The following is a 21,582-nucleotide window of genomic DNA, read 5'->3' on the forward strand; positions in this document are numbered from 1 at the left end:
CCAATCCAGGAACGCCATGGCCGTAATTAAACCTGCCCCCGGACGCATTGCGCGCATCCGGCAACGACTCTATTTGATTGAGGATGCCACCCGCGCCTCGGCGCAGGACGATAGCTCGCTAGTGAAACTCTCCTGCGTCGATGACGATGCTCAGGGACAAGAGCTGCAAGTCCTGTGGGAGCACGAAGTCGACGCCGAGATCATGACGGGCGAGGCCTGGGATGCAATCGCCCAGCGCGGCTTCGATCCACCTCGAATCTTCGCTGCCTACCTCAACACGCTTCGTTGGAATTGCGTGACTGCGACCAACCCCCGCTTGTTCCAGTCGCCGTTCCGAGCCGGCATCAAGCTCGACGCATACCAGCTCGAACCGCTGCGCAAAGCACTCCTCCTACCGCGGGTGAATCTGTTCATCGCCGACGACGTTGGCCTCGGCAAAACCATCGAAGCCGGGCTGATCGCTCGTGAGCTGCTGCTGCGCAAGAAGGTGCGCGACATCGTCATCTGCTGCCCGCCGTCGATGCTGCTGCAGTGGAAGGACGAGATGGCCAATCGTTTCGGCCTGGCTTTCGAGATTCTCGACAAAGTATACGTCACGCGCATCCGTCGAGAACGTGGCTACGGAGTCAATCCGTGGGAAACCCACACACGCTTCCTAGTTTCGCAGCGACTGTTGATCGATGAGGGATACACCAACCCGATGCGAGATTGGCTCCGGGAGTTCCGTCCAGGGTCGCTGCTCATTCTGGATGAAGCTCACCACGCGGCTCCGTCCAGCGGGCAAAAGTACGCCATCGATTCGCAGATCACCAAGACGGTCCGCGAACTTGCTCCGTGCTTCGAGCACCGGCTGTTTCTTTCCGCGACGCCGCACAACGGTCACTCGAATAGCTTCTCAGCGCTGCTAGAGATCCTCGATCCGCAGCGGTTCCTCCGCGGCACGCCGGTGCAGCAAAAGATGCTCGACGACGTGATGGTTCGCCGGCTGAAGGAGGACATCCGCGAGATCGATGGCGGCTTTCCGGAGCGGAAGGTCGTCCAAGTCACCATTCGCGATCTGCCGGCGGACGCGCCAGAACTCCAGCTTTCCAGCCTGCTTGATCAGTACCGCCAGCTGCGCGAAGAACGCCTCAGCGGCGAGACCAAACGCAAACAAGCCGCAGCAGGCCTGCTCATTACGGGCTTGCAACAGCGTCTACTTTCATCGATCGAGGCCTTTGCTCGTACTTTGCGAGTGCACCGCAAGACGATCGCCCGGCAATGGGAAGAAGTGAAATCCCTGGCAGCCGCCGCCAGCGCCAAGCCTGAACAACTTGAATTGCTGGCCGAGCCGGTTTCCAGCGACGATGACCGGGCCAACCTAACCGAACTGGAGTTGCAGGACGAAGAAGATGCTCAGATCGAAGCCGCGACGGCTGCCGGTATGGAGCCCGGCGGCAATACCAAACTAATCGCCAAGGAACAGCAACTCCTCGACCAGATGACCGAAATCGCCGACGCTGCTCGCCACCAGCCGGACGCCCGCACTCGCGAGCTCATCGCCTGGATTCGCAAAAGCATGCTCGCCGGTCGCAGCTGGAACGATCTCCGCATCATACTCTTCACCGAATACGACGACACGAAGCGTTATCTGCACCAGCAGCTCCAATCCGCGCTCGCCGGAACTGACGCGGTCGACGATCGCATCGCCATCTTTCATGGCCCCACGCCGCCGGAAGAACGCGACCGAATCAAACGTGCGTTCAACGCTCCGCCCGCTCAGCACCCCGTGCGGATTCTCATCGCGACCGACGCCGCTCGCGAAGGTCTCAACCTGCAGGCCCATTGCTGGAACCTGTTCCATTTCGACGTGCCGTGGAACCCGGCCCGCATGGAACAACGCAACGGCCGCATTGACCGCAAACTGCAGCCGAACGCCACTGTTTTTTGCCATTACTTTGTCTACGAGCAGCGACCCGAAGACCGCATTCTGCAGGCGCTCGTACGGAAAACGGAGACCATCAAAAAGGAGCTAGGCAGCTTATCGCAAGTGATCGACGCGAAACTAGCTAAGTCGCTCCAACATGGCATCCGTCGCAGCACGATCGACGAACTCGAATCCGACATCAGTGGGGCAGATCTCGACGCCAGCACGCGGCAGACGGTCGAGCATGAACTCGAAGCCGCCCGGCTTCCGCTCAACGAGGCCGGTGAACGCATCGATCCCAGCGACGCTCGCCGCCGTCAGGGCATTCGCCTGCAGATCGACAAGCTTCGTGACATCGTCAACGAATCCAAGGCTAGCATCGGCCTCGACGAAGATCATTTCCGCTCTGCCATCACCAGTGCGCTCGAATTGCTGAAAGTGCCCGGGCTTACCCCGACAAAAGCCGACGGCAATGGCCCGCCCCGCGCGGTCTTTCCCGCCATCGATCAACTTCCCGGTGCTGATCCCACATGGGTCGAAACCATGGATAGTCTCCGCAAGCCGCGCGAACGAGATGAAAAGTTCTGGGACTGGCGACGCAACTCTCCAATCCGGCCGATCGTCTTTGAAGACACTGGCAAACTCGCAGACGATGTCGTCCACCTGCACCTCGAGCATCGCGTTGTGCAGCGGCTCCTGGGCCGGTTCACGGCCCAAGGCTTTGTGCACCACGACTTGTCCCGTGCCTGCCTGGGCCAGACGACGGATGGCATTCCCCGCGTCATCCTCCTCGGCCGCCTCTGCCTCTATGGTCCGGGCGCTGCTCGTTTGCATGAGGAGCTGATCCCGATCACCGCCCGTTGGATCGATCCTCGCGATCGCAAAGCTCCGCTCGCTCCGTATGCACGCGACGCCGAACAGAAGACGATCCAGCTCCTCCAGCAAAGCCTCCTTCCCAAGCCAGACCAGCAGGTAACGTCGAAGGTTGAAGGCAATCTGCAGGGCTCAGCCACCAGCGACATTCAGCAGCTGCTTCCCCACCTCGAAACTCGTGGGCAGGAACTGGCCACCGAAGCCAGGCAGAAGCTCAAGGAACGTGGCCAGGCCGAAGCCAAGGCCATGAAGCAGATCCTGGAGACACAGCACAAGCACCTCAAGAAGTTGCTCGCCGAGCGGGCCAAGGAAGACGATCGGCAACTCCGGCTCCGTTTCGGCGAGGTCGAGGAGGAAATCCGTCAACTCAAAGCAGATGAAAAGTTCTGGGAAGCCCGCCTCCCCAAGCTGGAAGCGGAACTCGATTCTGAGCCCGCCCGCATTCAAGAGGTATACGACGTGAAGGCGCAACGCATCGAGCCAGTCGGCCTGGTCTATCTCTGGCCCGTCACTGGTTAAGTTCACCCTGCTGATCACCGGCTCCATCTTCTCCCATGTCTAATCCTCCCGAATATCGCGCCCACCAGGAATGGCTTGGCTACGTCCAGCCCGTGGGCCTTGTCGTGTCCATCCCCGCGCTGCTGAATGCCGAAGCCTATGTTCAGCGCAACGTCGCCGCAGATCATCAGCGGTTTCTGGCTTTGTTGCCGCGCGACGGCGATGGGCAAATCGTTTCTCAGATCCCGGACTTCCGCGTCTTTGCGCAAGAGGTCCTCGGCTGGGAATCGTCCGACATCGTCTCGCCGCCTGATTCTCTCAGCGTGCCGCTCCCCGCTTACGGCGAAACACTGTCCCCAAGTTTCTCGGTGCCCGATAGCAAAGCCAAGGACGAAACAAAGCCGTGGCTGATGCTCGTGCAGTCTGTGCCGGCGGACACCGATCTCGATGCGAACGGCACCGATCCCCAGCAGTGGGCGGCGAGTCCTCATTCCAAGTTGGAACTGCTGCTGCTGAAAACCGGCGTGCCGATCGGCATTCTTTTCAACCATCGCCAGCTGCGGTTGATTTACAAACCGGCGGGCGAGAGCAGCGGGCACATCACATTCAGCGTTGCCAACATGGCCGAGGTCTCCGGCCGGCCGATCTTTGCCGCGCTGCAGATGCTCCTTTCCGCCAGTCGACTCTTCTACGGAGAAGAAAAGAAACGGCTGCCGGCGATCCTGGCCGAGAGTCGCAAGTATCAAAATGTCGTCAGTACGCAGCTCGCCGAGCAGGTGCTCGCTGCCTTGTATGAACTCGTTCATGGTCTGCAGGCGGCCGATGCCCAAAGGAACGGCGAACTGCTCAAGGATGTTCTCGCCGCCGATCCCAACCAGGTCTATGCCGGGCTCCTCACGGTGTTGCTGCGGCTGGTGTTCATTCTGTATGCCGAAGATCGCGATTTACTTGCTCGCGATGATGTTTACAACCGCTTTTATTCGCTCACGGGTCTGTTCGCTCGGCTGCGCGAAGATGCGGGGCGCTATCACGATACGATGGAGCAACGCTACGGCGCTTGGGCTCAGCTGCTCGTGCTCTTTCGCCTGGTGTACGACGGCGCGCGGCATGGCAAGTTTCAGCTGCCAGCCCGCGAAGGGTATTTGTTCGATCCCGACCGCTACCCGTTTCTGGAAGGCCGGCCGCTCCACTCAAGGCGCGAAAATTTCGACCGCCTGACGGTGCCGCACGTCAGCGATGGCGTGGTCTATCGCGTGTTGCAGAACCTGCTGATCCTCGACGGCGAGCGACTGAGCTATCGCTCGCTCGACGTGGAGCACATCGGCGGCGTGTACGAAACGATGATGGGCTTCAGCCTGCAAGTCGCTCAGGGACGCAGCATCGCCATCAAACCCACCAAGAGCCACGGCGCGCCAACGACGATCAATCTCGATGAGCTGCTGAAGCAGAAAACTGCTGACCGCGTGAAGTGGCTCAAGGAGCAGACCGATCAGAACTTTACTGGTCAGGCGGCGGACGCCATTAAAGTCGCCCAGACCATCGAAGACCTGCTCGTCGGCCTCGACAAGAAGATCGCCCGTTCTGCGACGGCGAACATTGTTCCTCCCGGCGCGATGGTCCTGCAACCGAGTGACGAACGTCGTAAGAGCGGTTCGCACTACACGCCGCGGTCGCTCACGGAACCGATCGTCCGCACCACGCTCCGGCCGATTTTGGAACGGCTGGGAGTGCGAGAGAGGGCGAGTGGGAGAGAGGGCGACATTGCTTCTTCCTCCCTCGCCTCGGTACTCCGGGGAGAGGGCCGGGGTGAGGGGCAGGCCTCTAGTACCATCGCGGCCAGCGCCTCCGGTCCCACTCCCGACGAAATTCTCGATCTCAAAATCTGCGACCCCGCCATGGGCAGCGGCGCCTTCCTCGTCGAAGCCTGCCGCCAACTGGGCGATCAACTTGTCGAGGCCTGGCATCGGCATCGGTGCGTCCCCGCCTTGCCGCCCGATGAAGACGAGATTCTGCATGCCCGCCGGCTGGTAGCGCAGCGCTGTTTGTACGGCGTCGATAAGAACCCGCTGGCCGTCGATCTGTCAAAGCTCTCCCTCTGGCTCGCGACGCTCGCCAAAGACCATCCCTTCACGTTCCTCGATCATTCGCTCCGCGCGGGAGATTCGCTCGTGGGTCTGACGCGCCGGCAGATCGAGAACTTTACCTGGGATGCGGAAGGGGACGAGGGGCGAGGGATGAGGGGAAAACCAAGACGAAAACAAAGAAGGGCAAATCAGCCAACGAGAATCTGTATCTATTTGCCGATCCGCTCAAGGCGAAGCTCCGGCGGGTGCTCGATCTGCGGCAGAAGTTGCTCGCCGCGCCGGAGAACGAATCGTACCGGCTGATGAAGCAACGGCTGGCGGGGATCGAAGAGGCGATGGAAACGATCCGCCTCACCGGCGACCTGGTGATCGCGGCCTTCTTCAGCAGCGACAAGGACAAGCAGCGCAAAGAAGCCCTCGACACCGCCGGCCGCAAACTTACCCTCTACTTCGGCAGCGACAAGGACAAGATTCCGCCAAAACCGGAGCTCATTCTCGAACTCCAAGCCCTCGCGCGCGAACTCCGCATCGGCACGCACCCGATCGAACCTTTTCACTGGCAGATTGAGTCTCCGGAAGTGTTTGAAAGGGAGAATGGTGGGTTTGATGCGATCGTGGGCAATCCGCCGTTTGCAGGTAAGAATACGCTAATCAATAGTAACCGCGAAGGTTTCCTCGACTGGCTTCAACTACTGCATACTGACTCTCATGGCAATGCAGACTTGGTCGCACATTTCTTTCGGCGGGTCTTTACGAACCTTCGTGACACTGGAACATTCGGGTTGATTGCGACGAACACTATTGCGCAAGGCGATACGAGGGGAACGGGCTTACGGTGGATTTGCAACAACGGAGGTGACGTATTTTATGCACATCGAAGACGCATGTGGCCTGGTCAAGCGGCTGTGATTGTGAGCGTCGTAAACGCGATGAAGAAAGGATGCGTCAGGATTCGAGAGCTGGATGGGAAACCGGTCCAGAAGATTACCGCGTATCTGTTTTCCTCCGGTGGCAACGACAATCCATCTACACTTCTTGCGAACGCGAACCGGAGTTTTAACGGGTGCTACGTTCTCGGAATGGGATTCACATTTGACGATACCGATCGCGCTGGCGTCGCAAGTTCGCTTGAAGCGATGAACACGTTGATTTCCAATGACCCTAGAAACCAAACAAGAATTTTTCCCTTCGTTAGCGGGGAAGATGTAAATGACAATCCGACGCACCAAGCGCACCGGTACGTGATTGACTTTGGCGAGATGAACCTAAAGGAAGCGAGCGATTGGCCCGATCTGATCAGTATCGTCGAATCAAGAGTGAAGCCAGAGCGAGATAAAATCAAAGACAAGCGAGGGAAGGATCTGTGGTGGCAATACATGCGACCACGTCCTGAGCTACGAGCTGCGATTCGAGGCCGTTCACAAGTGCTGATCAATGCCCTATACGGCCCGTATCTGTCGTTGACCTTCGTCAGCGCGAACGTAGTGTTTAGCAACAAAGTAAACATCATGACTATGGAAAGATTTAGTTCTTTCGCGGTCATGCAATGCCGGGTGCATGAAATCTGGGCACGAACCTTCAGTGCAACATTGAAAGACGATCTTGCATACGCCCCTTCGGACTGCTTCGAGACCTTCCCTTTTCCAGAGCAGGTGCTCGAAAACTCTTCGATCAATTCGCCGCTTGAGCGCAACGCAAGACTGCGTTCACTCGAAACCATCGGCCAAGAATACTACGACTTCCGTGCCGCCCTGATGGTTAAGCAAAACGAGGGGCTGACGAAGACCTACAACCGGTTTCATGATCGGGATCATGACGAGACCGAGGCCGATCCGGAGATTGTCGCCGGCATCCGCCGCCTCCGCGAGCTGCACGCCGCCATGGACCGCGCCGTCCTCGAAGCCTACGGCTGGCACGACCTGGCCAAGCGCGCCACCTGCGAGTTCCTGCTCGACTACGAAGAAGAGGAAGACGACGACGAAGCCGAAGCCCGCCCGGGCCGTCGTCAAAAGAAAAAGCCCTGGCGCTACCGTTGGCCCGACGACTTCCGCGACGAAGTCCTCGCCCGCCTGCTCGAACTCAACAAAGAGCGCGCCGAACAAGAACGCCTCAGCGGCGAAGCAGCCGCGGCCATGGAGAAAGGCGCCAAACCCAAGGTGACACGTGGCCGCAAAGCAAAGGACGACCTTCCCACCCTGCCAGGGATCGACTAATGCCCGAGCAACCTTCGCGCGAAAGTCTGTTTCGCCAGCCGCAGTATTTGGCAGGCGACCCACACGTGCCGAAACACCGGCTGCGCTGTCCTATCCACGGTTTCATTCGATTCTCGAATGCAGAACGGGATGTAATTGATCATTGGATCTTTCGGCGGCTGCGATACATCCGGCAGTTGGCGCTCACGGAACTGATTTACCCCGGCGCTACCCACACGAGATTCGAGCACTCACTGGGAGTCATGGAGACCTCGACGCGGATCTTCGATCGGCTGCTGGCAGAGAGCGGCGCGGTCATGGAAGAAACCTTCAAGCAGGTCGCTGACCTGAAGGAGGACACGCTCGCCCGTGCGCGCCAGATCTGTCGCATGGCGGCATTGCTCCATGACACAGGGCACTGTTGCTTTTCTCACGCAGCGGAGTCCGTGATCCATAAGGACTCGGACCATGAAGCGCTCACGGTCTTTCTGCTTCGTTCGCCAGACCATTTGAAGAACTTGTTGGACGAACGCTTCTTTCCTGGCTGCGCGGGGTTGACGGCAAATTTGATCAAACCGGGTCCGAATGCGGCACCGCAGTTGCGATTGCTTCGCGACATTGTATCCGGGCAAATTGACGCGGATCGCACGGATTACCTGCTTCGCGATTCTCATCATTGCGGTGTCGACTACGGCAAGTTTGATCATCGCCGTCTCATCGAGTGCCTAACCGTCTGGCAGAACGAAGAAACCGGCGAACTAGAAATGGGGATTCATCGGGACGGGATCCACAACTTCGAGTCACTGATCCTTGCCCGTTACCAGATGAACACTCAGGTTTACTATCACCGGCTGCGGCGAATCTACGACCTCTATCTAGAGGAGTATTTCAAGTGCCTCGACAAATCTGAGTTCGACACGCCAGACAAGGTTCTGGCCTGGAATGACGTGCGGGCGATGCACCAGCTGATGGCGGCAGCGGATGACGATTCCAAGGCAGGGCACAAGTGGGCGGATCGCATCATCCACCGTCGGCACCATCGTGACGTGTTCGCGCTTGAAGAAAGTGACGGGGTTGCAGGGATTCAAAAGGCCAGGAGGGTGCTTCAAGCAATCCAGCAGGAGTACAATGACGTTGACTTCCTGGGCGATTTCCCCGAAAAGCCGCTGGCGATCCATAAACTGGCCAGGGACGACGACCAATCAACGAGCGGAAAGATCGATTTTCCCCTGATTGAAGGAGGCAGGAAGTCATCGCTCGGGGAGCGCAGCCACATCCTGAAGACGCTATCACGAGAGTTTCGGGTCGGATTCATCTTCGCCGATGCACCCGAGCGAACGAAGCGAGATCAAATCCGGGAGCGTTGTCGCGTGCTCCGGAATAGTCAATAATCTCGGGCATGCACGGAGGTACCATGAAACTCGTCTTCAATCACCGCTGGGAACATGCCCTGCTGGCCGCGGTCATTTCTGAGGCCAAGGAGAAGTGCCCTGGATGTTTTCTCGGGCGGACTGCAATCCAAAAGATTCTGTACTTCCTGAACGTGCTCGGCGTCCCGATGCGGTACGACTTCGACATCTACCACTACGGGCCGTTCTGCAGCAGCATCATGGCTGACGTCGATTGGCTGATTGCCGATAACGTCATCACTGACGGTTCATCCCAAGGCAAGTACTCCGATTATCGGCCGGGGCCGGCAAGCGAGGAGTTGCTCGACAAGTTTGACTCCAAGATCAGCGAACACCTGCCTACAATTCAGAATGTGGTTGAGGCTCTGGGTGAGATGTCGCCCGGAGATTTGGAGTTGATTGCCACGCTCGACTTTTGCTACCGCTGGGTCAGCGCTCGCGGTGGTAAGGGGCCGTGGAAAGCAGAGACGGTCAAGAAATTCAAGAGTATTAAGAAGGACAAGTTCACCAATGAAGAAATCGATCATTGGTATGGTCAGCTTGTGAACGCGGAACTCATCAAACCTTAAGTTCCTATATTTCTCTGATTGAAAAGTAGTATTCGGCGCAATCGTTTGGCACAATAGCTCGCACTCTGGCTATTCACCCCGCCTGTGTAGAACGTCCTTCCAATGCCTGCCGCCGCTGTCCGCGCTCAACTGGTCGATGCCCTGCAGCTTGACCTGATTGGTCCCAATCGAAAAATGGGCGATGCCAGCGAAGTGCTGCCGCAGGATCCTTCGCGCTGGTATCTGACGGGATACATCGCGCCGTTTGACACCGATCCCAAGGAACGCGCCGACGAAGATGTTCGCGAACAGGTCGACAATGGCGGCGAGGCGGGCACTGGTGACGATGAAGCCGTTCCCGACACGGCCGCCGCGAGGCAGTCATTCTTTCCGTCGTCGATTGGCATGAGCCTGCTCGTGGCGCCCGAAACCAAGCGTTTGACGGTGGTGGCTCGCTGGGGCGATTATCTCTGGAATGGTGAGGAGAAATTCGAGCTTTCGAGCCGGCGTGGCGATGGGACGTGGCGACGCACAGGGCATGAACAGACCGTCGTGCTGGAGCTGCCAGCATCGACAAACGGGCCGCGGCAGAAGGATGTCCCCAAAAGCCAGGGCCTGAAGATCGAATACCTGGTTCGGCCGGTGCCTACGGACGACAACGAGACTTCATTGCCGAAGGGAACGAGGTCCGTCTCCGTCTTTCTCGTCAACCGTCGCGAACCTGCCCCCAGCGAATTGCGCGATCAGGCCTTTGCTTTTCAAACCTCGCTGGAGGTGAGCAGCGAGAACCCGTTTGTGCCACGACCGAACGTGCGGGGCATGAAGAGCGACGACCGCGACGAGCAAATGGCGGATTTGCAGTACCGCGATGTGTGTGAGCACGCCGTGGGGCACAACGTGGCGACAGAGGCAGACCTTGACGAAAATCGTCAATGCCAGGTTGCTCGCACCTGTTGGATCCCGACAGCGGAAGTTGAATATGTCGCGCCACCTAACGAGATCAAGGGCGTGACAATCAGCATGGATGAGCTAAGCATGCTCGCCAATCAGGCTGACGCACAGGCGAAGCTTGGCGAGTTGGTTATCAAATATCGAGCGTGGCTTGACGAGCAGGCAAAGGTAATCGACACGTTGCCCCCGGCTCGGGCAGTTATTGCGGAAGACATGATCGGACGGGCTCGCCACGCCGCGCGACGGATTCAGGAAGGGATCGACCTGCTGGCCGATCCGAAATGCCTGGAAGCATTTTGCCTGGCGAATCGTGTGATGGCGAAATCGGCGCGTCAGCGCCAGGGTGTGCATGCAACCGCCGATGCCAAAGCCTGGCCGGGTGCCTCGGCAGCGATCACGCCGAAGTGGCGGCCATTTCAGCTGGCGTTTGTGCTGATGAATCTCCGCGGCATCGCCGAGCCGACGCATGCCGACCGGAGTGCGGTCGATTTGCTGTTCTTTCCCACCGGCGGCGGTAAAACCGAAGCCTATTTGGGGCTGGCAGCATTCACGCTCGTACTGCGACGGCTGCGCAATCCGGGCATTGCCTCGGCGGGGCTTTCCGTTTTGATGCGTTACACGCTGCGGCTGTTAACGCTCGATCAATTGGGTCGTGCCGCGACGCTGATCTGCGCGCTGGAGCTCGAGCGCGAAAACGATGTCGACAAGCTCGGCAGCTGGCCGTTTGAGATTGGTCTGTGGGTTGGCAAAGCGGCTACGCCGAACGTGATGGGCAAGAAGGGGGATAATAACGACGATGCGGCGAGGGCGAAAACGATTGCGTATGCGAACAACGACAGCAAGCCGCGGCCGATTCCGATTGAGGAGTGCCCGTGGTGCGGATCAAAGTTGGAGCCCGATCGCGGAGCCAAGGTTAGTCCCTTCACGCTGTATCCCAATCGAGATGAGCCGCTGGAACTGCGTACCCGCTGCTTAAAACGCGGCTGCGACTTCAGCAGCGAACGGCATCTTCCGCTCGTTGCCGTGGATGAATCGATTTACCAACGGCTGCCCTGCTTCATGATTGCCACGGTCGACAAGTTTGCAGCCATGCCCTGGACCGGCGAGGTCGGCAAGTTCTTCGGCCGCGCGGAGCGCTATGACCCCAAGATCGGCTTCTTTGGTCCTTGCGATGGTGGCGGCGGCAGGCCCTTGCCTGGCGGCCGATTGTTGCCTCCGGAACTGATCATTCAAGACGAACTGCATTTGATCTCGGGGCCACTAGGCACGATCGCCGGCTTGTACGAAGCGGCCCTCGATGAGCTTTGTTGCCATGAGGTGAACGGACAAAAGGTCAGGCCCAAGATTGTCGCTTCGACGGCGACGGTGCGGCGAGCGGAAAGCCAGATTCGGGCGTTATTCGATCGCCGCACGGTCGACATTTTCCCACCACCGGGCCCAGATCGACGAAATTCGTTCTTTGCCGAAACGCATTCGCGCGAGCAAAGCAACCCACGGCTTTATGTCGGCATTGCTGCCGCCGGCCGCAGCCCGAAGGTGACGATGCTCAGAGCATACTTGACGCTACTCGCAGGTGCAGAACGGGCCTTTGCAGACAACGGTGGCGAGAAAAATGCTGCCAATCCCGCCGATGCTTACATGACGTTGCTCGGCTACTTCAACAGTTTGCGCGAGCTGGGTGGTGCGCGGCGGATTGTCGAGGACGAAGTCGGCACGAAGCTCACCGGCTACAGCCTGCGCAAGCGTGTCGGTGAAGCGGCAGGTTTGTTTACGAATCGAACGATTGCCTATGAAGTGGTGGAGCTGACGTCACGCGTCAGCACGACCAAAGTCTCCGAAGCCAAACGCTTGCTCAGCCAATCTTTCGCTAAGAAGGAGCACGTTGACGTCGCCCTCGCGACGAACATGATCTCAGTCGGCCTCGATATCGTGCGGCTCGGACTGATGGTCGTATTCGGCCAGCCAAAAACCAGCGCCGAGTACATCCAGGCCAGCAGTCGCGTGGGTCGCGACGTGAATCGGCCCGGCTTGGTGGTCACCATTCTCAACGTGAATCGGCCGCGCGACCGCTCGCACTATGAGCGGTTTGCAACCTATCACGAGACGTTCTACCGGAGCGTGGAAGCTACCAGCGTGACGCCGTTCTCGCCGCGGGCCCTGGATCGAGCGCTCGCGGGAACGGTCATTGCGCTGGCCCGACAGAAGCATAAGGAAATGACTCCACCGAAAGGCGCCGAGGCAGCGTTGCGGATTCGCGAGAAGCTGAGCGAGATCGTCAACTACCTAGGTGATCGAGCGTATCAGCACGCGGCTGGTAGCAATAGTGAGTTGAGGGAACGATTTAGAACTCAGTTGCGAGAACGGGCGACGAAGTTGCTGGATGAGTGGGTGAATCTCGTGGTCGACTATCAGCGCGACGACGTTTCCTTGCAATACAACACAGGCGAGGCCGGTGGGGCGAAGCCGCTCTTGCGAACGTTTCTCGATCCAGAGCTTAAGTCATTGCCTCGGCGGCATCGGTTGTTTCGCGCTAACCGCTCGATGCGTGACGTGGAGCCGAGCGTAAATCTCCGGCTCAAGACACTGGACGGATTCGACGTAACGGAGGAAGAATGAACAAGCCCGCAGGACGCCCGCGACCGGCCGGACAAATTCGACAAAGCCAAGTCGTCACGACGTTTGGTCCCGGAGCGATGGTCGATTTGCCGGAGCACTCGGTTCTGATCAGCGGCTTGGACTCGTGGACAACCGGCGGCGAAGAGATTCTAGAACCGCGGCTCGTCGAGAAGCTCAAAAAGCTCCTCGATCTAAAAGTGCTGAGTTTGCGTGAGCCGCCGCCAGAACGGGAAGATCCCAATCTTCCGCCAACAAACATTACGGCTTGGCAGTTCCCGGAGTGGTTCATCACGCAGGATGTCGATCGCAGTGAAGCGCGCACGACGCGTTCGCGGATGCTAGTTCATCGCAAGGCATTAACGAAGTCATTATTCATTGATCAGGACAAAAAACGACATCCGGTGGTTCCGGTGCGTTTTGTCAGAGCCTGCGTCGCTGGGCATATCGGCGACATTGAATGGCGCGCGTTCGTTCACAATGCTCCCACGGAATGCCGCAGGCAACTTTGGATCGATGAACGAGGTACAACCGGCGATTTGTCCGAAGTGTGGGTTCGATGTGAATGCAAGTTGGAGCGTCCGCTTAAGGAAGCGGCTGGCCCTCACAATCCCGCACTAGGACACTGCGATGGCGCACGTCCTTGGCTTGGAATCGGCTGGGCGGAAAAATGCAACCACTTCAACCGTCTGCTAATTCGGACTGCAAGTAATGCTTACTTCCCGCAATTGATGAGCGTCATCTCCCTCCCTGATCGAGATGAAAAGGTCAGAGAGGCAGTAAATGGTGCCTGGGATTTTTTGGAAGAGGTCACGAACCTTGATGAGCTCAAGAGCGAGCGTAAGAAACGAAAGGTACAGGCGCTCTTGGAGGGTGTGAGCGATGATGAAGTCATGGCAGAATTGAACGCGCGCCGTGGTGCAGGAGATGCCGAACCCAAATCCGTGCGGCGGGCCGAGTTGGAAACCCTCACGGCCAGACAGGAAGAGATTGGTTCTGACACACCGGATAGTGTCTTTTACTCGCGGGAACTCTCGCGAGAATCGTGGGATCAGCCCTGGATGAAAGACATTGAGCGCATTGTGCTGGTGCAGCGACTACGGGAAGTGACGGCCGAGGTGGGCTTCACTCGCTTTGAACCTCTGTCTCCGGACATCGAAGGGGAATTGGCTGTCGATGTGAAGCGGGCGTCGCTGGCGCGAGAAGTAAGTTGGTTGCCAGCCGTCGAAAACCGGGGGGAGGGTGTATTCCTTCAGTTTAACTCCGCAGCGATCGGAGCCTGGTTGCAGCGCCCTGAAGTGCAGAAGCAGGGTAAGCGGCTTGATGCCGGGTTTCAACGTTGGCTGGAGGAACATCCAGAGCAGAGTGCACGGAAACCACCGGGGCTGCCTTATCTGATGCTGCATTCGTTTTCGCATCAACTGATTACGGCGGTATCTCTGGAATGCGGCTATCCGGCCAGTTCAATTCGCGAGCGTGTGTACGCGATCAAGGACGTAGGATACGGAGTGCTGCTCTACACTGGATCGCCGGATGCCGAGGGTACATTGGGGGGACTTGTCGAGGTTGGTCGTCGCATTCACGATCATGTTCGCAATGCACTTAAGCTCGGCGAGTTGTGCTCGAACGACCCGGTTTGTGCGCAACATCAACCGGCGAGTGCCCATGAGCGAAGATTCTTACACGGCGCCGCCTGTCATGGCTGCTTGTTGATTGCCGAAACATCTTGCGAGCAGCACAACGATTTTCTGGATCGGGCACTCGTCGTGCCAACGATCGAAGGACTCGGTAGCGAGTTCTTTGCCGCAGGAATCTGGTAATGGAGATGTTCTCCTGCCTCTCCAGCGACACCCTTCGCCTGCTCGCAAGTGAACTGCGGTCCGGGCGATTGGTACCACCTTACCGTGCGCTGGCCTTGCAGCGTTGGCTGGACGTCGCCCCGAGCGAACGGGCCGCTGGCGGCCTGTCTGATCTGCACACGCAAGCCTTTGTCCCTGCACAACTGGCCGTTTTGTTAGAAGCGTTGGCCGTCGAACGGGATCAAGCAGACTTCAATGTCGAACGTTGCGTGCAGATGGTGGCGACCGGGCCGGAAGATCCTGCTGGAGAGCGCCGAGATACCAGTGCCGTTGTGCAATCAATGTTCGCCGGCGCTACGGAGTCAGTGTACATCGCGGGCTTCGCCATTTATCAGGGGCGCGAAGTGTTCCAGGTGCTCGCCGACCGTATGGAGCAATTGCCCAACTTGACGGTGCGAATGTTTGTGAATATCGGTCGAACGCAGAATGACACGTCCCGGGAAAGTGAAATTGTTCAGCGGTTCAGGCAACGATTTCAAACTCGGGAATGGCCGCCAGGCAGACGCCTTCCGCAGCTATTCTACGACAATCGTGCGTTGACGACGGATGCGCCAAAGAGGTCGTCATTTCACGCCAAGGCCGTCGTCGTAGACCATAAGCAATTGTTCGTCACATCGGCGAACTTCACCGAGGCAGCCCAGGAACGCAATATTGAAATTGGCGTCTGCCTGCATTCGAGCCCACTAGCTCAAAAGCTAGAGGCTTTTCTTGATGGATTGGTTGCTTCGCAAAAACTGACCCCGCTAACTCTGCCGCCGCGTTGACCATGTATGGCAGCGAGCTCGTCTCCAACCTTGGCTCACGGCCCACGCAACGTCCTGAGGCGACATCGTGTCCCAGCGGCGTTCGTTATGCCATTGGAGATGGTGAGGCCCCCACTGTTTCGCTTGAATCCAATTGACGATCTCTGTCGGCAAGGAAATGTCGGCCATGGGGACTTCCGTTGAAGAACCTGTGAGACGAAGCAGTCCCGGCCATTAAAGTGGGTTAAAACGCTACTACAATAGGATGTGACACCCTTTGTCAGGTGGCATTTTCAATTCTCTAGCTATTTATTTTGTTGGCGGCGACGTTGAGAAGTCGCGCTAATCTTCGGCCTTCAGCAATCCCCGAATCATTTCCAATGTATCCGCATCGGCGGGTTGTTTGTCTCTCCGCCAGCGGGCGATGCGAGGGAAGCGGACGGCGAGTCCTGATTTGTGGCGAGAAGAGACTTGGATTCCTTCAAAGGCAAGTTCAAAGACAAGTTCGGGTTTGACCGAACGGACAGGGCCGAATTTTTCGATGGTGTTTTGCCGGACGAAGCGATCGACCTCGCGAATCTCTTCGTCGGAAAGGCCGGAGTAGGCCTTCGCAAACGGCACGAGTTGGCCGTCCTGCCAGGCAGCGAAGGTGTAGTCGGTATAAAGGCTCGCGCGGCGGCCGGAGCCGCGCTGGGCGTAGATCAGCACAGCATCGCACGAGTAAGGCTCGATCTTCCACTTCCACCACGAGCCGGTCACGCGGCCCACTTCATACGGCGAGTCGAGTCGCTTGAGCATGAGGCCTTCAACTTGGCGCGTGCGACTCGATTCGCGGAGGCGCGCGAGTTCATCCCAGCCGCTCGCGATGATGATTGGCGACGGCATGAAGACTTTCGATTTGCCAGAGGGAAGCAAAGCATCCAAGCGTGCTCGACGCTCTTGAAACGGCTGCGAACGCAGATCGACGTTCCCTTCTTCCAAGAGGTCGAACACAACCAGCCGAACGGGAACATCGGTGAGCAACTTTTTGCCGACCGTTTTGCGGCCGATTCGTTTCTGCAATTCAGCGAAAGGTAGCACATCGTCTCGCCAGGCGAGGATTTCGCCATCGAGCACGGTTCCCTCCGGCAACGCGGCGGCCGCGGCTTCGATCTCTGGGAAGCGTTCGAGAATCGGCTCTTCGCCGCGCGACCAGAGATAGGTTTCGCCGCCACGGCGGATCAGCTGCGCGCGAATGCCATCCCACTTCCATTCAGCCGACCAATTCTCGACGGGGCCGAGCTCTTGCGGATCGATTTGCAGTGGATGAGCAAGGCAGAAAGGATACGGCCGACTGCGATCGGCGGCACCAGTGTCAGGCGCGAGCAGCTGTTGAAAAAAAGCCGCCGTCGGCTGCCAGGTTCCCATCAAACGATGAGCAATCACGGCCGGCGAAAGGCCCGCGACTTCGGCGAGGGCGCGAACGACAAGGCCTTGCGAAACACCGACGCGAAACGAGCCGGTCACCAGCTTGTTGAAAACGAAGCGTTCTTCCGGCGCGAGTTCCGACCAGGCACGCCGCAGCACTTCGCGCTGCTCCACTTCGGGCATCTTCGCCAGCGGCAGCAAGACATTTTCCATCCACTCATGCAACGGCCGCGGCGCGGGATTGCTCGGCGGTGGCAGGAGCAGTGCGATTGTTTCGGCCAGATCGCCGACCGCTTCGTAGCATTCGAGAAACAACCACTCGGGAATCTCAGCGAGCTCGGTTGCCCACTGCGCGAGGTTGCGAATGAGGATGAGACGCTTTGGTTTCTGGCCACAGAGAAAGAAGACAGCCCAAGCCGCATCGGCCGGCGCTGCCGCGGCGAAGTACTCGCGCATGGCGGCGATCTTGCGATTGGTCTTGGTCGTCTCATCGAGACGGCGATAGCACTCAGCAAAGCGTTGCATGATCAGCCCTCAGCTTCTGTCGAGTGCTGATTTGTTGGAGTTTCGGCAGGCTCTTCAAGCGCGTCATCACGGCCGTCTTGTTCGCCTTCAAACTCTGTTCGCAGCGACTGAGCATCGAGACCTTGTTCACGCAGCCAACGAACCATCACCGGCACTTGACCATGGGTGACGAAGACGCGCTCGGCGCCGGTGGCTGCGATGGTGTTGCACAGTCCCGGCCAATCGGCATGATCGGAGAGGACAAAGCCGCGATCGACCGCGCGTCGCCGTCGCGCGCCGCGCACGGCCATCCAGCCGGAGACAAACGCGGTGGCCACATCGCCGAACTTTCGTTGCCAAGGAGTTCCCGCTGCCGATGGTGGCGCGATGATGAGCGCACCGGCCCAATCCTTCCCACGTTCGCCACCGCCGGCGTACTTCGTTTCCGGCAATTCGATGCCGCTGAAACGGTACGCCGCGTTCATCTTTTCCACAGCGCCATGACAATAGATCGGCCCGATGCTCGGATCCAATCCGGCCAGGACGCGTTGAGCTTTTCCCAGCGAGTAAGCAAAGACGAGCGCAGCCCGACCTTCATCGCGGCTTATCCGCCACCAATCGTTGAAAGAATCGACGAGCACCTGATAAGTGGGCCAACGATAAATCGGCAGCCCGAAGGTCGACTCCGTAATGAAGCTGTGGCAACGTACGACCTCCAGCGGTTTACACGTCGGATCGGCGGCCACTTTGTAATCGCCCGAGACGACAACGACTTCGCCATCTTTTTCCAAGCGAACTTGCGCAGAGCCGAGCACATGGCCAGCGGGATGGAGTGAAACACGCACGCCTCCGTGCGTGAGTGATTCACCGTAAGGGAGCGTATCGATGTGCACCGCCGGGCCCATTCGCGAACGAAGGACGAATTCGCCATCGGTCGCGGTCAGATAGTGTTCATGTCCGAAGTGTGCGTGGTCGCCGTGCGCATGCGTGATTACGGCCCGCGCAACGGGTTGCCAGGGGTCGATGTAAAAATCGCCGGCCGGGCAATACAAACCGGCGGGTGTCTCGGTGAGCAGCGACAAGGTCACGGTGCATCCTCAAATTGGAGAAGGACATTGCACTGCATATCAGAGGCCAAAGCTCGCCGCTGAATTTCATTTTCAGCCAGCAGGGGAGTTGAGATGTCGTTACAATGCTCAAACGTCTATTTCACCCAAGGATTTCACCATGTCTGAAACTCTCTCCATTTTTCGTTGGCTTGTGCTCGGTGTTGTTTGCTGCGGCGGACTGTTGGTCTCGCAGCAACCAGCGGCAGCGCAAGGCGAAGTCAAACCGCTGAAGGTTCTGCTCGTTACCGGGGGCTGCTGCCATGATTACGATCGCCAGAAGCTGATTCTCAGCGAAGGGATCGGCGCTCGCGTGCCAGCCGAATTCACCATCGTGCACGAGGGTGGCAATAAGACAAACCACAAGGTTTCGATTTACGAAAAGGACGGCTGGGCCGATCCCTATGATGTGGTCATTCACAACGAGTGCTTTGCCGATGTGAAGGAACCCGATTTCACCGAGCGGATCTTGAAGCCGCATCGTGAAGGCAAGCCGGCCATCGTCATTCACTGCGCGATGCATTGCTACCGCGACAAGACCGACGAGTGGTTCAAGTTCGTCGGCGTCACGTCGCATCGCCACGGCAGCCACTTCGCGTTTGACGCCGTCAACGTACAGCCCGAAAATCCGATCATGAAGGGCTTTGGCGAAAAATGGAAGACGCCCAACGGCGAGCTCTATCACATCGAAAAGACCTGGGACAACTGCACGCCGCTGGCCAAGGGCTACAGCCACGAAACCAAGAGCGACCACGTCTGCATCTGGACCAACACCTATGGCAAAGGTCGCGTGTTCGGCACCACGGTCGGTCATTACAGCACCGAGATGCAAGACCCGGTGTTCCTCAACTACGTCTCGCGCGGCTTGCTCTGGTCGTGCGATAAATTGAACGACAGCTACCTCAAGGATCCCGCCAAGGATTTCAAGTTCAGCTTCGAATCGAAGCCCGGCGATCCACAACCGACTCCAGCCAAGAAGCCGTAGTCGTAATCGTAGGTCAGGCACTTAAGTGCCTGACCTACTAGGATTTCACAGTGCCAAAACCTCTCCTCACTACCGACATTCGCGGCCAGTTCATTCTACTAGGAACTGGCACGAGCGTCGGCGTGCCTTCGCTGGGGTGTGGGTGCGAGGTTTGCACGAGTACCGATCCGCGCGACAAGCGGACGCGGGCGAGCGCGATCATCGGTTTACCCGAGGGGAACCTGCTGATCGATACCGGCCCCGACTTGCGGTTTCAATTGCTGCGTGAGGGGGTCGGCATCGTGCATGCGGTGGTCTACACCCACGAGCATGCCGATCATCTGTTCGGCCTCGATGATCTGCGGCTGTTTCCTTTTTATCTTGGGCATCCGATTCCGCTCTATTGCGAAGAGCCCGTCGAGCGCCGCATTCGCCGTGCGTTCGACTATGCCTTTGCCGATGAATCGCACTACACCCACAGCGGCGCTGCGCCGCAGCTGTCGATCCAGCCGCTGGATCTTTCGCCGCACCAAATTCTCGGCGGTGAGATCCTGCCGCTGCGGTTGCAGCATGGCCCGCGGTTTGAGGTGATGGGTTTTCGCGTCGGCAACATCGCCTACTGCACCGATACCAATCACATTCCCGGCGACACGATGGCCCAGCTGCGAGGGCTCGATGTGCTGATCATCGACGCGCTCCGCTGGCGGCCGCACGTCACGCATTTTTCGGTGGAAGAAGCCCTCGCCGTCGCCGAACAACTGAAGCCCAAGCGAACCATCTTCACCCACATCTGCCATGACCTGGGACATGCGGAGACAAACTCCCGCCTGCCGCCGGGAGTCGAAATGGGTTACGACGGCATGAAAATTCCGCTTACGTAAACAGGATGAGACACCGCAGCGGAAGTCGAGGAAGTTACAGTTTACCTGCTTGGAATTTTCCCCTCTTCTCGCGCCCCTCGTCTCTCGCATCCTCCTCTTTTCAACTCCCCTCCGGCTTGGCGATGGGGTATGATTAGAGCATTGGATTTCTCCTTAACAGCACCTCCTCCAGATCCGCACGCACGATGCTTTACAACCGCAAACGCCGCCTGAAACTCGATGAAGCCGAGCGGCAACAGATGCGCGCTGCCGGCCAGTTCAACGCCCGCCTGATGGACGAAGTCCGCGCGATGATCAAGCCCGGCGTCACGACCAACGACATCGACCGCCTGATCAGCACGTACACCCAAGACCATGGCCATCGCTGCGCCACGCTCGGTTACGCCGGCCAGCATGGGCCTTATCCGAAGAGCTGCTGCACGAGCATCAACGACGTGATCTGCCACGGCATTCCGTCGGACTATGCTCTCCGCGAAGGGGACATTGTGAATGTCGACATGACGTCGATCGTCGACGGCTGGCACGGCGACTCATCCGAAACGTTTTTGATCGAGCCCGTGAGCGATCTCGCTCGCAAGGTCACGCAGTGCTCGTTCGATTGCTTGTGGGCCGCGATCGACGCCATCAAGCCCGGCAGCCGCGTTTCCGAAATCGGCGAAGCCATTTGCCGCAACGCCCGCAAGAACACGTTCTCCGTCGTGCAAGAATACGTCGGTCACGGCGTCGGTCGGCAGTTCCATCAGCCACCGACCATCCCGCACGATCCCACATCGTCGCCCGAAGCACGTCGCCAACGTCTCGAGCCCGGCGTGTGTTTCACCATCGAGCCGATGATCAACACTGGCACCCGCGATACGCTGCTGAGCAAGCGCGACGGCTGGACAGTGCGCACGAAAGACGGCGGCCTGAGCGCCCAATTCGAGCACACCATTCTGATGACGGAAAACGGTCCGGAACCACTGACCGTGCCGCCGAATGGGCCGCAGCGCGGGCACAAGTTCTAACGCCCAGTCGGTCGCTTCGAATCGACACGCATCCACTCTG

13 protein-coding genes are annotated in these 21,582 nt (G+C 58.5%); 11 read left to right on the forward strand and 2 right to left on the reverse strand.

The features are described from left to right. Positions 1-16: 16 nt before the first annotated feature. From drmD to drmC, 8 genes are all read left to right on the forward strand, one after another. On the forward strand, positions 17-3,298 hold the full coding sequence (gene drmD / locus M9Q49_RS15675; RefSeq protein ID WP_254509737.1) for a DISARM system SNF2-like helicase DrmD: 3,282 nt from the start codon (positions 17-19) through the stop codon (positions 3,296-3,298). A 35-nt stretch (positions 3,299-3,333) separates the two neighbouring features. After that, complete coding sequence (locus M9Q49_RS15680) at positions 3,334-5,664, forward strand: type IIL restriction-modification enzyme MmeI (protein WP_254509738.1); 2,331 nt, start codon at positions 3,334-3,336, stop codon at positions 5,662-5,664. Beyond that, on the forward strand, positions 5,607-7,574 hold the full coding sequence (locus M9Q49_RS15685) for a type IIL restriction-modification enzyme MmeI (RefSeq protein WP_254509739.1): 1,968 nt from the start codon (positions 5,607-5,609) through the stop codon (positions 7,572-7,574). The genes M9Q49_RS15680 and M9Q49_RS15685 overlap by 58 nt, the downstream gene beginning before the upstream one ends. Continuing rightward, complete coding sequence (locus M9Q49_RS15690) at positions 7,574-8,944, forward strand: HD domain-containing protein (RefSeq protein WP_254509740.1); 1,371 nt, start codon at positions 7,574-7,576, stop codon at positions 8,942-8,944. The genes M9Q49_RS15685 and M9Q49_RS15690 overlap by 1 nt, the downstream gene beginning before the upstream one ends. Positions 8,945-8,967: 23 nt before the next feature. Continuing rightward, positions 8,968-9,531 (forward strand): hypothetical protein, encoded by a 564-nt coding sequence (locus M9Q49_RS15695; protein ID WP_254509741.1) that lies wholly within the window; start codon positions 8,968-8,970, stop codon positions 9,529-9,531. 102 nt (positions 9,532-9,633) lie between these two features. Next, on the forward strand, positions 9,634-13,077 hold the full coding sequence (drmA, locus tag M9Q49_RS15700; RefSeq protein ID WP_254509742.1) for a DISARM system helicase DrmA: 3,444 nt from the start codon (positions 9,634-9,636) through the stop codon (positions 13,075-13,077). After that, complete coding sequence (drmB, locus tag M9Q49_RS15705; RefSeq protein WP_254509743.1) at positions 13,074-14,894, forward strand: DUF1998 domain-containing protein; 1,821 nt, start codon at positions 13,074-13,076, stop codon at positions 14,892-14,894. The genes drmA and drmB overlap by 4 nt, the downstream gene beginning before the upstream one ends. Beyond that, entirely contained in the window at positions 14,894-15,697 is an 804-nt protein-coding gene (gene drmC / locus M9Q49_RS15710) for a DISARM system phospholipase D-like protein DrmC (RefSeq protein WP_254509744.1), read from the forward strand. Before drmB ends, drmC begins: the two co-directional genes overlap by 1 nt. Before the next feature lie 321 nt (positions 15,698-16,018). Here the strand turns inward: drmC and M9Q49_RS15715 are convergent, their stop codons facing one another. Beyond that, entirely contained in the window at positions 16,019-17,608 is a 1,590-nt protein-coding gene (locus tag M9Q49_RS15715) for an ATP-dependent DNA ligase (RefSeq protein WP_254509745.1), read from the reverse strand. Between the two features lie 2 nt (positions 17,609-17,610). Next, positions 17,611-18,675, reverse strand: coding sequence for a ligase-associated DNA damage response exonuclease (locus tag M9Q49_RS15720; protein WP_254509746.1), 1,065 nt, complete (start codon positions 18,673-18,675; stop codon positions 17,611-17,613). A 139-nt stretch (positions 18,676-18,814) separates the two neighbouring features. Here M9Q49_RS15720 and M9Q49_RS15725 point away from each other — a divergent pair, with 139 nt between their 5' ends. The 3 genes from M9Q49_RS15725 (at position 18,815) to map (ending at position 21,542) form a co-directional block, all read left to right on the forward strand. Further along, a complete protein-coding gene (locus M9Q49_RS15725) occupies positions 18,815-19,678 on the forward strand; it encodes a ThuA domain-containing protein (RefSeq protein ID WP_254509747.1) in 864 nt (287 codons plus the stop codon). A gap of 50 nt (positions 19,679-19,728) precedes the next feature. Then, on the forward strand, positions 19,729-20,538 hold the full coding sequence (locus tag M9Q49_RS15730; RefSeq protein WP_254509748.1) for an MBL fold metallo-hydrolase: 810 nt from the start codon (positions 19,729-19,731) through the stop codon (positions 20,536-20,538). A 185-nt stretch (positions 20,539-20,723) separates the two neighbouring features. Continuing rightward, a complete protein-coding gene (gene map, locus M9Q49_RS15735) occupies positions 20,724-21,542 on the forward strand; it encodes a type I methionyl aminopeptidase (RefSeq protein ID WP_254509749.1) in 819 nt (272 codons plus the stop codon). The last annotated feature ends 40 nt before the right edge of the window (positions 21,543-21,582 follow it).

It is taken from the genome of Anatilimnocola floriformis (assembly GCF_024256385.1).
GTDB classification, from domain to species: domain Bacteria; phylum Planctomycetota; class Planctomycetia; order Pirellulales; family Pirellulaceae; genus Anatilimnocola; species Anatilimnocola floriformis.

What these genes read in the sequence shown, in the direction of transcription:
- M9Q49_RS15690 (WP_254509740.1), top strand. Translation starts at nt 7,574, where the DNA reads ATGCCCGAGCAACCTTCGCGCGAAAGTCTGTTTCGCCAGCCGCAGTAT.
- drmD (WP_254509737.1), top strand. Translation starts at nt 17, where the DNA reads ATGGCCGTAATTAAACCTGCCCCCGGACGCATTGCGCGCATCCGGCAA.
- M9Q49_RS15715 (WP_254509745.1), bottom strand. Translation starts at nt 17,608, where the DNA reads ATGCAACGCTTTGCTGAGTGCTATCGCCGTCTCGATGAGACGACCAAG.
- drmB (WP_254509743.1), top strand. Translation starts at nt 13,074, where the DNA reads ATGAACAAGCCCGCAGGACGCCCGCGACCGGCCGGACAAATTCGACAA.
- M9Q49_RS15725 (WP_254509747.1), top strand. Translation starts at nt 18,815, where the DNA reads ATGTCTGAAACTCTCTCCATTTTTCGTTGGCTTGTGCTCGGTGTTGTT.
- drmA (WP_254509742.1), top strand. Translation starts at nt 9,634, where the DNA reads ATGCCTGCCGCCGCTGTCCGCGCTCAACTGGTCGATGCCCTGCAGCTT.
- M9Q49_RS15680 (WP_254509738.1), top strand. Translation starts at nt 3,334, where the DNA reads ATGTCTAATCCTCCCGAATATCGCGCCCACCAGGAATGGCTTGGCTAC.
- map (WP_254509749.1), top strand. Translation starts at nt 20,724, where the DNA reads ATGCTTTACAACCGCAAACGCCGCCTGAAACTCGATGAAGCCGAGCGG.
- drmC (WP_254509744.1), top strand. Translation starts at nt 14,894, where the DNA reads ATGGAGATGTTCTCCTGCCTCTCCAGCGACACCCTTCGCCTGCTCGCA.
- M9Q49_RS15695 (WP_254509741.1), top strand. Translation starts at nt 8,968, where the DNA reads ATGAAACTCGTCTTCAATCACCGCTGGGAACATGCCCTGCTGGCCGCG.